Annotated in this window: 14 protein-coding genes; 5 read left to right on the top strand and 9 right to left on the bottom strand. The window is 67.4% G+C overall.

The window, feature by feature from the left end; genetic code table 11:
• Window positions 1–130: 130 nt before the first annotated feature.
• From OG828_RS25195 to trxA, 5 genes are all read left to right on the top strand, one after another.
• Window positions 131–1,849, top strand: a complete 1,719-nt coding sequence (locus tag OG828_RS25195) for a protein kinase family protein (protein ID WP_328502395.1) — start codon at window positions 131–133, stop codon at window positions 1,847–1,849.
• Between the two features lie 31 nt (window positions 1,850–1,880).
• A complete protein-coding gene (gene sigM, locus OG828_RS25190; protein ID WP_328361058.1) occupies window positions 1,881–2,606 on the top strand; it encodes an RNA polymerase sigma factor SigM in 726 nt (241 codons plus the stop codon).
• Window positions 2,603–3,502 (top strand): anti-sigma factor family protein, encoded by a 900-nt coding sequence (locus OG828_RS25185; RefSeq protein ID WP_328502394.1) that lies wholly within the window; start codon window positions 2,603–2,605, stop codon window positions 3,500–3,502. Before sigM ends, OG828_RS25185 begins: the two co-directional genes overlap by 4 nt.
• 168 nt (window positions 3,503–3,670) lie before the next feature.
• A complete protein-coding gene (trxB, locus tag OG828_RS25180) occupies window positions 3,671–4,639 on the top strand; it encodes a thioredoxin-disulfide reductase (protein WP_328361051.1) in 969 nt (322 codons plus the stop codon).
• Window positions 4,640–4,680: 41 nt separating this feature from the next.
• A complete protein-coding gene (gene trxA, locus OG828_RS25175) occupies window positions 4,681–5,013 on the top strand; it encodes a thioredoxin (RefSeq protein ID WP_123998972.1) in 333 nt (110 codons plus the stop codon).
• A 72-nt stretch (window positions 5,014–5,085) separates the two neighbouring features.
• Here trxA and OG828_RS25170 read toward each other — a convergent pair whose 3' ends face one another.
• The 9 genes from OG828_RS25170 to rpmH form a co-directional block, all read right to left on the bottom strand.
• A complete protein-coding gene (locus OG828_RS25170; protein WP_328361048.1) occupies window positions 5,086–5,703 on the bottom strand; it encodes a GNAT family N-acetyltransferase in 618 nt (205 codons plus the stop codon).
• Between the two features lie 326 nt (window positions 5,704–6,029).
• Window positions 6,030–7,130, bottom strand: coding sequence for a ParB/RepB/Spo0J family partition protein (locus OG828_RS25165; protein ID WP_328502393.1), 1,101 nt, complete (start codon window positions 7,128–7,130; stop codon window positions 6,030–6,032).
• Window positions 7,127–8,200: a ParA family protein gene (locus tag OG828_RS25160; RefSeq protein ID WP_328372166.1), complete on the bottom strand. Its 1,074-nt coding sequence runs from the start codon at window positions 8,198–8,200 to the stop codon at window positions 7,127–7,129. Before OG828_RS25160 ends, OG828_RS25165 begins: the two co-directional genes overlap by 4 nt.
• Before the next feature lie 337 nt (window positions 8,201–8,537).
• The gene (gene rsmG, locus OG828_RS25155) at window positions 8,538–9,254 is read right to left on the bottom strand and encodes a 16S rRNA (guanine(527)-N(7))-methyltransferase RsmG (RefSeq protein WP_328439680.1); all 717 of its coding nucleotides are present in this window, start codon (window positions 9,252–9,254) and stop codon (window positions 8,538–8,540) included.
• 126 nt (window positions 9,255–9,380) lie between these two features.
• Window positions 9,381–9,893, bottom strand: coding sequence for a Jag family protein (locus OG828_RS25150; protein WP_210573454.1), 513 nt, complete (start codon window positions 9,891–9,893; stop codon window positions 9,381–9,383).
• 15 nt (window positions 9,894–9,908) lie between these two features.
• The gene (yidC, locus tag OG828_RS25145) at window positions 9,909–11,180 is read right to left on the bottom strand and encodes a membrane protein insertase YidC (protein ID WP_328361039.1); all 1,272 of its coding nucleotides are present in this window, start codon (window positions 11,178–11,180) and stop codon (window positions 9,909–9,911) included.
• Window positions 11,181–11,183: 3 nt separating this feature from the next.
• Window positions 11,184–11,537, bottom strand: coding sequence for a membrane protein insertion efficiency factor YidD (gene yidD / locus OG828_RS25140; protein WP_210573436.1), 354 nt, complete (start codon window positions 11,535–11,537; stop codon window positions 11,184–11,186).
• A complete protein-coding gene (gene rnpA, locus OG828_RS25135; protein WP_210573434.1) occupies window positions 11,534–11,905 on the bottom strand; it encodes a ribonuclease P protein component in 372 nt (123 codons plus the stop codon). Before rnpA ends, yidD begins: the two co-directional genes overlap by 4 nt.
• Window positions 11,906–11,926: 21 nt before the next feature.
• Window positions 11,927–12,064, bottom strand: a complete 138-nt coding sequence (rpmH, locus tag OG828_RS25130) for a 50S ribosomal protein L34 (protein ID WP_003949374.1) — start codon at window positions 12,062–12,064, stop codon at window positions 11,927–11,929.
• Window positions 12,065–12,208: the final 144 nt, after the last annotated feature.

Here is a 12,208-nt window from a genome sequence, read left to right as displayed (position 1 = left end):
TACGCGCACAACCATCGGCCCCCACCGTGTGTCGTGCATAGCGGCGGACTGTGGGCACAATTGGTTTCGGCGTCGGACGGCGCGCACGGCAGTCGAACGGCGCGCAATGGATGGGGAGGCAGGAACGACGGTGGCGGAACGGAGCACAGCTGCCGTCGACGTGGCAGACAACAGCGGCGACGAGCCGCTGACCGCTCAGGCGGACCAGTCCACGGCCGACGGGGTGGCCACGAATCGGGAGCTGGACACGGACATCGACGAGGCACAGGGGAGCGGCGGGACCGAGGATCCCGGAAAAGCCTCACCGCCCGAACTGCACAGCGGCCACAAACTCGCCAGACGCTACCGGCTTGAGGAATGCGTCACCCGTCTGGACGGATTCAGCAGCTGGCGCGCGGTGGACGAGAAGCTCCGTCGCGCGGTCGGCGTGCACATCCTGCCCGCGGACCACACCCGGGCGCGTTCCGTCCTGGCAGCGGCCCGCTCCTCCGCCCTGCTCGGCGATCCCCGGTTCGTCCAGGTCCTCGACGCCGTCGAGGAGAACGACCTCGTCTACGTCGTCCACGAGTGGCTGCCCGACGCCGTCGAGCTGACCGCGCTCCTCGCACCAGGGCCGCTGGAGCCGCACGACGCCTACCAGATGGTCAGCCAGGTGGCGGCCGCGATGGCCGCCGCCCACCGCGAGGGCCTCGCCCATCTGCGTCTGAACCCCAACGCCGTCCTGCGCACCTCGTCCGGTCAGTGGCGTATCCGCGGCCTCGCCGTGAACGCGGCGCTGCGCGGCATCAGTTCCGAGACCCCACAGCGCACCGACACGGAGTCCGTCGGCGCCCTGCTGTACGCGGCGCTCACCCAGCGCTGGCCGTACGAGAGCGACGCCTACGGCCTGTCCGGGCTGCCCAAGGACGTCGGTCTGATCGCCCCCGACCAGGTGCGCGCCGGCGTCCACCGCGGTCTGTCCGAGCTCGCCATGCGCGCACTCGCCAACGACGGCGCTACCGCCTCCCGGCACGAGTCCCCGTGCACCACGCCGGAGGAGCTGGTGAAGGCGATCGGCGAGATGCCCCGCATCCGTCCGCCGGAGCCTGCGTTCACGGCCCCGCCCGAGTATCAGCGCACGACCTACCAGCAGGGCACGTACGGCCGTCAGGCGCCGCACCCCGGAGCCACCATGCCGGTGCAGGCACCCCCGCCTCCGCTGCAGAGCCGCACCGGCAAGGCGTTGAAGTGGGCTGTCTCGGCTCTCCTGATCGCGGCCCTGGGCCTGGGTAGTTGGCAGCTCGCCGATGCGCTCATGGACCAGGGCAACAAGTCCGAGGACACCAACCAGACGCAGACGGAAGACAACGAAAAGAACGGCGACAAGACCAAGCCGGTCAAGCCGCTCGCCATCGAGGGTGCCGAGGAGTACGTGGCCGAAGGCGACGCCCAGCATCCCGGCGACGTGGACCTGACGTACGACAGCAGCACCACGACGGGATGGCGCACCAACAGCTACAACGACGGCCCTAAAATAGTGATCAAGCCCGGTGTCGGCATCGTCTACGACCTCGGCTCCGCCCAGGAGGTGTCCACCGCGACGCTCTCCCTCCGCTACGGCGGCCCTCACACCACCGTCAAGCTGTACGCGACCGACTCGCTGGGTTCGTCCACACCGCTGAGCTCGATGAAGGAGCTGGGCGAGGCGACCACGAGCGGCACCTCCGCAAAGGTGGCGGTCGACAAGCCGGAGAAGAGCCGCTACGTGCTGGTCTGGCTGACAGCGATGCCGTATTCGGGAGAGGATTCCGCCAACTACAGCAGCGCCGGTTACAAGCAGGCCATCACCGACGTGAAGTTCACCGGCTGACAGCTCACCGCATCTCAGGGGAGGGGGTCCGATGGCAGATGGCACCGCATACGGCGACGCAAGCGATCAGGACCTCCTCGCTCGCCATGTGGACGGCGACCCCGACGCCTTCGGCGAGCTTGTACGGCGCCACCGTGATCGGCTCTGGGCCGTGGCCCTGCGGACGCTCGGGGACCGCGAGGAGGCCGCTGACGCGGTCCAGGACGCCCTCGTCTCCGCCTATCGGGCCGCCCACACATTCCGCGGCCAGTCTGCCGTCACGACATGGCTCCACCGCATCACGGTGAACGCCTGCCTCGACCGCGCCCGCAAGGCGGCGTCGCGCAAGACCTCTCCCGTCGATGACACCGAGCGCCTGGAGCAGCTGCTGGAGCCGCATGAGTCGGCCTCGGCTCCCGCGGAGCGCAACGATCTGAACCGCCAGCTCCTCGAAGCGCTCGGTACCCTTCCACCCGACCAGCGCGCGGCCCTCGTCCTGGTGGATATGCAGGGCTACCCAGTCGCCGAAGCCGCCCGTGTCCTCGACGTGCCGACCGGCACGGTGAAGAGCCGCTGTGCCCGGGGCAGAGCCCGGCTTCTGCCCCTTCTCTCTCATCTGCGGCCCGAGAACGCCGACGACGACAGAGAAACCGGCCGGGGACGGAACCGTGCGCACGGGACATCCGTCCCACCGGCAGCGGATCCGCAGAATGCCGGTTCCCGCGATACAGGACCCAGTGATTCAGCTGCTGTGAAGGGCGGAGGTGGGCGAGCGTGACATCCACGACAGACACGGCCGGGCACCCGGACGTCGCCGAGATCTCCGACCTCACCGAGGGCCTGCTACCTCCGGACCGGACGGCGGGCGTACAGCGGCATCTGGACGAGTGCGAGCTCTGCGCGGATGTGCGCGCATCGCTCGAAGAGATCCGGGGCCTCCTCGGCACACTGCCCGGTTCACAGCGCATGCCTGACGATGTTGCGAGCCGTATCGATGCCGCCCTTGCCGCTGAGGCTCTTCTCCAGGCCACCGCACCCGACACCGGGGACGAGCCGGCACCGGTCGACGCTTCCACGCCCGACCACCGTGCTCATGTTTCACGTGAAACATCGGTCTCCGCAGCCCGTCCCGCAGGGCACGCCCGCACCGCGTCCACGGGCCCTGGCCGCAAGGAACGCAAGCGGGGCGTGCGCCGCAGGGCCACCGTCCTCGGCGCCGTTTTCGCAGTGGCCGCTCTGGGTCTCGGTTCCGTGCTGGTGGCGTATCTGAACGACGGCAAGCCGTCCGACGACACGACCGCCGCGTCCGACACGTTCTCCGAGGGGAAGCTGGAGAACCAGGTCGCCGATCTCCTTGCCGAGAATCAGAGCGCCGGCAAGGGCTCCCGCTCCCCGAACAGTCTCGGTATGGAGAAGACCCCCGACAGCGCGAGCCCCCGGGTCTTCAGGGAGCCCACGGTCCCGCCGTGCATCCAGCAGGGCATCGGCACCAACGACACGGCGATCGCGACCCAGAAGGGCACCTTCCAGGGAACGGACGCCATGCTCGTGGTGCTGCTCGACCCGGCCGACACCACTCGGGTCGTTGCCTACGTCATGGATGCCACCTGTGTCGCCCACCCGTCGTCCGGCACAGCCAAGGTCCTGCTGAAGGACTCCTACACGCGCTCCTGAGCCCGAACGCTTCGTTTCTGTCCTGCGTGGTATCCCGTACCGTGTCCACTCTCCGTGTGCCCGGGTACACCGGGAATGCACGCCCCTTAGGATCCGTTGGGTGGGGTGAGAGTTCCGAAAGGGCTCCACTGGCCGTACTGACGCAGTCCAGAGACGAGGAATCAAGCCGTGAGCGACGTCCGTAACGTGATCATCATCGGCTCAGGGCCCGCCGGCTACACGGCGGCGCTGTACACCGCACGCGCGTCGCTGAAGCCGCTGGTGTTCGAGGGCGCCGTCACGGCGGGTGGTGCCCTGATGAACACCACCGACGTGGAGAACTTCCCGGGCTTCCAGGACGGCATCATGGGCCCCGAGCTCATGGACAACATGCGCGCCCAGGCCGAGCGCTTCGGTGCCGAGCTCATCCCGGACGATGTGGTGGCCGTCGACCTGTCCGGTGAGATCAAGACCGTCACGGACACCGCGGGCACGGTCCACCAGGCGAAGGCCGTGATCATCGCCACCGGCTCGCAGCACCGCAAGCTGGGCCTGCCGAACGAGGACGCTCTCTCCGGGCGGGGCGTCTCCTGGTGTGCCACGTGCGACGGCTTCTTCTTCAAGGAGCAGGACATCGCCGTGATCGGTGGCGGCGACACCGCGATGGAGGAGGCGACCTTCCTCTCCCGCTTCGCAAAGTCCGTGACGATCGTCCACCGCCGTGACACTCTGCGCGCCTCCAAGGCGATGCAGGAGCGCGCCTTCGCCGACCCGAAGATCAAGTTCGTCTGGGACAGCGAGGTGGCCGAGGTCCAGGGCGACCAGAAGCTGTCCGGTCTGAAGCTGCGCAACGTCAAGACCGGCGAGCTCTCGGACCTGCCGGTGACCGGCCTGTTCATCGCGATCGGCCACGACCCGCGCACCGAGCTCTTCAAGGGCCAGCTCGACCTGGACGACGAGGGCTACCTGAAGGTCGACGCCCCCTCGACGCGCACCAACCTGACCGGTGTCTTCGGCGCCGGTGATGTCGTGGACCACACCTACCGCCAGGCGATCACCGCGGCCGGCACCGGCTGTTCCGCCGCTCTCGACGCCGAGCGTTTCCTCTCCGCCCTGGCGGACGAGGAGCAGGCCGAGCCCGAGAAGACCGCTGTCTGACCCCCTTCCGCCCCACGCACCAACCAGTTAAGGAGCCCGCCGTGGCCGGCACCCTGAAGCATGTAACCGACGACTCTTTCGAGCAGGACGTCCTCAAGAGCGACAAGCCCGTTCTGGTGGACTTCTGGGCCGCTTGGTGCGGTCCGTGCCGCCAGATCGCGCCGTCCCTCGAGGCGATCGCCGCCGAGTACGGCGACAAGATCGAGATCGTCAAGCTGAACATCGATGAGAACCCGGGTACGGCCGCCAAGTACGGCGTCATGTCCATCCCGACGCTGAACGTCTACCAGAACGGCGAGGTCGCCAAGACCATCGTCGGCGCGAAGCCGAAGGCCGCGATCGTCCGCGACCTCGAGGACTTCATCGCCGAGTAGTCGATGTTTCACGTGAAACACGAATGGGCCAGCCTCTGAGGGGGCTGGCCCATTCGCTTGTCGTAGAGGTCTCTACAGCGGCCGCAGCACCGGCTCCTTCTGAACCGCCCCCAGCAATCGGTCCAACGCCATTTCCACGTCTTCCTTCCAGGAGAGCGTCGTCCGCAGCTCCAGACGCAGTCGTGGATAGGTGGGGTGAGGCCGGACCGTCTTGAAGCCCACGGCCGTCAAATGGTCGGCAGGCAGCACGCAGGCCGGCTCCGACCAACGAGCGTCCCCGAAGGCTTCGATCGCTTTGAAGCCCCGGCGCAGCAGATCCTTCGCGACCGTCTGCACCATCACCCGGCCCAGCCCTTGGCCCTGGTAGCCCGGCATGATGAAAGCGGTCATCAGCTGGACGGCATCAGGGGAGACAGGGCTCGTGGGAAACGCCGTCGACCGGGGGACGTAGGCGGGAGGGGCGTACAGCACGAAACCCACGGGCACTTCATCGACGTACACGACTCGGCCGCAGGATCCCCAGTCCAGCAGGACGGCGGAGATCCAGGCTTCCTTCTCCAGCGCCGGGGTGCCCGCCTTTACCGCGGCTTCGCCACTGACTGGGTCCAGCTCCCAGAAGACACACGTGCGACAGCGCTTGGGAAGGTCCTGAAGGTTGTCCAGCGTGAGCGGTACGAGCCGGCGCCCCATGAAGGCTGTTCCTCGCTTCCTTCGCCTGCCGCGTCGCGGGCGGCCGTCAGGGCGCTTCGTTCCCGGAGCAGGCTGCCGACGAATCCGCCGACCGCGCCCAGCCCGAGGCCCGCGCTCACCAGTCCGGTGCGGCTCACCGTTCGCATGGCCTCTGCCTCCCCTGAGAGGTGCTGCCGGGTGGATGCGCCATACCCGAACGCATCGTATCCACGATTGCGATTCGATCGATACTGCCAAAAAGCAAAGAGCGGACCGTGTTCCGGTACACACCGGACACGGCCCGCTCTGCAGACCGCCCAAGGCACAACGACCGGGCGGCCGGAGGATCAGTCCTCGGAGTCCTCAGCGTCGTCCTCGTCCAGAAGACTCTTCTGCAGGACAGGACCCTCGCCGGGAGCAAGCGAGCCGAGGATGCGCTCAAGATCCTCTATCGAGGCGAACTCGACCGTGATCTTGCCCTTCTTCTGTCCCAGGTCCACCTTCACCCGCGTCTCGAAGCGGTCCGAGAGACGGGACGCCAGATCGGTCAGAGCCGGGGAGACCCGGGCTCCGGCCCGGGGTCCCTTGGAACGCTGGGCCTTCTGCGGGCGGGAGCCCATCAGGGTCACGATCTCTTCGACAGAGCGAACCGAGAGCCCCTCGGCCACCACCCGGTAAGCCAGCCTCTCCTGCTCCTCCGGGTCGTCGACGGACAGGAGCGCCCGCGCATGCCCGGCGGAGAGCACACCGGCGGCCACCCGATTCTGGACCTTCGGCGAGAGCTTCAACAGGCGCAGGGTGTTGGAGACCTGAGGGCGGGACCGGCCGATGCGGTCCGCCAGCTGATCGTGCGTGCAGTTGAAGTCCTTCAGTAGCTGATCGTAGGCAGCCGCCTCTTCGATCGGGTTCAGCTGAGCACGGTGCAGGTTCTCCAGGAGGGCATCCAGGAGGAGCTTCTCGTCGTCCGTGGCCCGCACGATCGCCGGGATCGCCTCGAGCCCCGCCTCACGGCAGGCCCGCCAGCGCCGCTCGCCCATGATGAGCTCGTAACGGGCAGGGCCGATCTGCCGTACGACGACCGGCTGAAGGAGACCGACCTCCTTGATGGAGGTGACGAGTTCCTGCAACGCATCCTCGTCGAAGACCTCACGCGGCTGACGCGGGTTCGGCGTGATGGCGTCGAGAGGGATCTCGGCGAAGTGGGCGCCCATGGGAGACGCGGGCGCCTCCGCCACGCCGTTCACCGACGGCTCCTCGGTTTCACGTGAAACAGGCGGCAGCGTGGCCACCTTGGCCGCGGCCACTCCACGGTCGCTCGTCAGCACCGGCACCGCTGTGGGGGACGCGGAAGCAGCGCCCCCCACCACTGGAGGCACCGTCTTCTCCGTCGGGGCTGCAGGGATCAGTGCGCCGAGACCACGGCCCAACCCCCTCCGTCGCTCGCTCACTGGATCCCCTCCACCATGTTCGGGTCGCTCTGAGCACCGATGTGGGCGTGCGTCGCTTCGTAGGTGACGCCCACGCCCTTCAGTGCGATTTCTCGTGCCGCCTCAAGATAGGACAGCGCACCGCTCGATCCGGGATCGTAGGTCAGCACCGTCTGTCCATAGCTCGGTGCCTCGGAGATGCGGACCGAGCGAGGAATGCTCGTCCGCAGCACCTCGCCCCCGAAGTGGCTGCGCACCTCGTCCGCGACCTGGGATGCAAGGCGCGTCCGGCCGTCGTACATGGTGAGCAGGATCGTCGATACATGCAGGGTGGGGTTGAGGTGCCCCCGCACCAGGTCGACGTTGCGCAGCAGCTGGCCCAGGCCTTCCAGCGCGTAGTACTCGCACTGGATGGGGATGAGGACCTCCGCGCCGGCCACCAGCGCATTGACCGTCAAGAGGCCGAGCGAGGGCGGGCAGTCGATGAGGATGTAGTCCAGCGGCTGCTCGTAGGCCTGGATGGCTCGCTGCAGCCGGCTCTCTCGTGCCACCAGGGACACCAACTCGATCTCCGCACCGGCGAGATCGATCGTGGCGGGTGCACAGAAGAGGCCCTCGACATCAGGGACCGGCTGAACGACTTCCGAGAGCGGCTTGCTCTCGACCAACACGTCGTAGATGGAAGGAACTTCGGCGTGATGGTCGATTCCCAGGGCGGTGGACGCATTGCCCTGGGGGTCGAGGTCGATCACCAGGACACGGCCACCATGCAGGGCCAGCGAAGCGGCAAGATTGACGGTCGTCGTTGTCTTGCCCACGCCCCCCTTCTGGTTGGCGACCACCATGACCCGGGTCTGCTCAGGCCGTGGCAGGCCCTCGCCGGCGCGGCCCAGAGCCTCCACCGCCAATTGGGCAGCACGACCGATGGGAGTGTCGTCCATCGGGGGCGGTGTTTCACGTGAAACATCGTCCCCCATCGACTCGGTACGGGGACCGGGGACCGGATCGGTCATCGGTCCCGCGATGTTGGCGTCGGACCGCAAGGATTCACTCTCCTCGACTTCAGGCTCGCAATGAACAGAGCCTCCCATGTCTTCGGGGTCGTGAACCAGTGAGGCCTGTTGTTCTGTGGAGAATTCCACCTCTGTGGACAACTCCGTGCCCCCCGAGGGGGACCGAGAGCCGCCGGAATCGGAAGCTGGCGCCTCACCGAGTGATCCGAGAGGCTTTCGGTCGCGAGGTTCGGCCGCGGCGCGGCCGCGACTGATGATGCCGTGCAGCAATGAGCGACGTTTCACGTGAAACACGATGCACAGCCGCCCTGGCCGGAGTGTCGCGACACTCCGGCCTGCGTAGGTTTGGCAGCTTGTGTGGAGTACGTGTCGTCGTCAGGACGGATCAGCGGCGCACCTCACGCACCCACTCATCTCAACGGCGTCGACGTGCCCGCCCCGTCCGCGCCGCCTTCGCACGCTTCGCCGCGAAGCGCACGCCTCCGGGGCTCTCTCCGACCTCTACGCGGACGACGGTGGACATCGGATCCACCACTCCCTCGCCCACATGGAGGATGGACGTCTCCACGGCCCCGAGCTTGCTCAGCGCCGTGGACGCGCTCTTGAGCTCCTCCTCGGCCGTATCACCCTTGAGCGCAAGCATCTCGCCGTACGGGCGCAGCAGCGGGATGCCCCACGTGGCCAATCGGTCCAGTGGTGCCACGGCCCGTGCTGTGACGACATGCACCGGCGTCAGCTTCCCCATGACTTCCTCGGCTCGGCCGCGCACCACCGTCACATGATCGAGCCCCAGCAGCTCCACGACCTCGGTCAGGAAGGTGGTGCGGCGCAGCAGCGGCTCCAGCAGCGTGATTTTCAGGTCCTCCCGGACGAGTGCCAGAGGAATGCCGGGCAGGCCGGCGCCCGAGCCGACATCGCACACGGTCACCCCCTCGGGCACGACCTCGGAGAGCACAGCGCAGTTCAGCAGGTGCCGCTCCCACAGCCGGGGCACCTCGCGTGGGCCGATCAGACCGCGCTGCACGCCCGCCTCGGCGAGCAGCTCGGCATAGCGCACGGCATCACCGAAGCGATCGCCGAACACCTCGCGCGCCTGCTCCGGCACAGGGGGAAGCTCCACTGCCTCCGTCACGGGGACCGTCCTTCCGTACCGCCTCGGCGCACCGAACGCCGACCACGAGAACCACCAGAACTATCAGGCTGACAAAGTTCGGCCCCGCCTGCCGGGCAGACGGGGCCGGAGAACCGCAGGGACCGATCAGGCGGGAAGTACAACGACGAACCGCTGCGGCTCCTCGCCCTCGGACTCACTGCGCAGACCCGCGGCCTTGACCGCGTCGTGCACGACCTTGCGCTCGAAAGGACTCATCGGCTTCAGCTTCATGGGCTCACCGCTGCTCCTGACCTCAGCAGCCGCCTTCGCGCCCAGCTCGGAGAGCTCCGCACGCTTCCTGGCCCGGTAGCCCGCGATGTCCAGCATCAGGCGGCTGCGATCCCCGGTCTCCCGGTGCACGGCCAGCCGCGTGAGCTCCTGGAGGGCCTCCAACACCTCACCGTCACGGCCGACCAGCTTCTGCAGGTCACGGGTCCCGGAGTCGCTGATGATCGACACAGCCGCGCGGTCAGCCTCGACATCCATATCGATGTCGCCGTCGAGATCGGCGATGTCCAGCAGACCCTCAAGGTAGTCCGCCGCGATCTCGCCCTCCTGCTCCAGGCGGGTCAGGGTGTCTGCGCCCTCGGCAGCGGCGGAGGTGGTGCCTTCCGTCACGGGATGGACTCCTTCTTACTTCTTGGTCGGGGACTTGGGCCGCTGCGGACCCTTGCGCTGCCCGGACTGGGCCTTGCTGCGGCCACCGCCACCGGGCTTCTGCGCGGCCTTCTTCGCGGCGGGCTTGGCGTCCTCGGGCTCATCGGACTTACTCAGTGACGTCTTCGGCTCGGAGGACTCGCCGGCCGCCTTTGCTGCGCCGCCCTGCCGCTGGGACTTGGACTGCCGCTTCGGCTGCTGGCGCCTGGGCGTGGCGGTCGTCGGCGTACCGTCCTCGCTCTGCACGACGGTCGCGGTCTCGCCCTTCACCACGGTGCCGTCAGCCTGAGCCGCGAGGCCCGCCTTGCTCAGGCCGTTGATGAACTTCCGCTCGTACTCGTTGCGGTCACGGCCCTTGGCCACGATGGCCTTGACGATGGCCTTCTCACCACGGCCACGCGTCTTGCCGTGGTGCGTGACGTGCTTGTACAGGCGCTCCAGGTACGCGGCCTGCGCCTTGGAACCCGGAGTCGGGTTGTTGCGGATGACGTACATCTGCTGGCCCATGGTCCACACGTTGGTGGTCAGCCAGTAGAGGAGGACACCGACCGGGAAGTTGATGCCGAAGACGGCGAACATGACCGGGAAGATGTACATCAGCATCTTCTGCTGCTGCATGAACGGCGTCTTCACCGTGGTGTCGACGTTCTTCGTCATCAGCTGGCGCTGCGTGTAGAACTGCGACGCCGACATCATGACGATCATGACCGCGGTGATGATGCGGACAGTGGTCAGCGAGGCGTCGAGGGCGGCGACGTCCGAGGCGCTGTCGGTGAACTTCGCGGCCAACGGAGCGCCGAAGATGTGTGCCTTCTGCGCGCTGTCCAGCAGGTTCTGGTTGATGGAACCGATGGTGTCGTTGTTCGCGATGCTGTTGAGCACGTGGTACAGAGCGAAGAAGAACGGCGACTGCGCCAGGATGGGAAGGCACGAGGAGAGCGGGTTGGTACCCGTCTCCTTGTACAGCTTCATCATCTCTTCGGACTGACGCTGTTTGTCGTTCTTGTAGCGTTCCTGGATCTTCTTCATCTCGGGCTGCAGCGTCTGCATCGCCCGGGTCGCCTTGATCTGCTTCACGAAGAGCGGGATCAGGCAGATACGGATCAGAATCACCAAGGACACGATGGACAGGCCCCAGGCCCACCCGGTGTCTTCGCCGAAGATGGCGCCGTACACCGTGTGGAACTGGACGATGACCCAGGAGACAGGTGTCGTGATGAAGCTGAAGAAGCTGGCAATCGTGTCCACTAATCATGCTCCTTGGGCATGGGACGGGGTCTCTGCGGCCGGGCTCGAAGGAGTCTGCCCCTCGGTGGCCGTTACGGCGGCGGAGTTCCCGCCCCTGCGTGTGCGCCAGGCGTCACGCAGCATTTCGTGCCACCGCGGGCGCTTGCGCGGCGGGACATGGTCCACACCGCCCAGCGACCACGGATTGCACCGCAGGATGCGCCAAGCGGTGAGTGCCGTTCCCTTGATCGCACCGTGCCGGTCGATGGCCGTATAGCCGTAGTGGGAGCACGACGGGTAGTACTTGCAGACCGGCCCGAGCAGCGGACTGATCGTCCACTGGTAGAGCTTGATCAGAGCCAGTAGCGGGTACTTCATCGTGCGCCCCCTCCCAGCAGCCGCCGCAGAGCGGCATCCAGGTCTTGGGCCAGTTGTCCATGGTCGGCGTCGCCCGCGCCGGGCAACGCTCGTACGACTACCAGGCTACCGGGGGGCAACAGGGCGACTCGCTCCCGCATCAGATGACGGAGTCTGCGCTTCACCTTGTTCCGGACGACCGCGCCGCCCACCGCCTTGCTCACGACGAAACCCGCACGCGTCGGGGGAGCGCTCTCCCCAGGCGCGTGCGGGTCCGTGGCACCGCTTCGAAGGTGGACGACGAGAGTCGGGCGACCGGCCCTGCGTCCTCGTCGTACCGCGGTCGCGAAGTCCTCGCGCCGCCTCAGCCGGTTCTCGGTGGGCAGCACGACGTCATGACCTGACCGGGATCAGGCGGACAGACGGGCGCGACCCTTGCCACGGCGGGACGCGAGAATCGCGCGGCCGGCACGGGTGCGCATACGCAGCCGGAAGCCGTGGGTCTTCGCGCGACGACGGTTGTTCGGCTGGAAGGTGCGCTTGCTCACTCGGGGGCTCCAGAAATCAATCGGTGGTGGCGGGTGCCGTCCTGGCTGTCACCGTGCGCCCACGAGTAGCTCGCATCACGCCCGAGTGCACCGCTTCCCGATCACCTTCAGCGATCTGTGCCCATCGGAGGCAGGCGGCAGCAG

The organism is Streptomyces sp. NBC_00457 (assembly GCF_036014015.1).
Lineage (GTDB): Bacteria > Actinomycetota > Actinomycetes > Streptomycetales > Streptomycetaceae > Streptomyces.
Note: the sequence above shows the minus strand (reverse complement) of the source record. Positions and strands in the feature narration are given on the sequence as shown.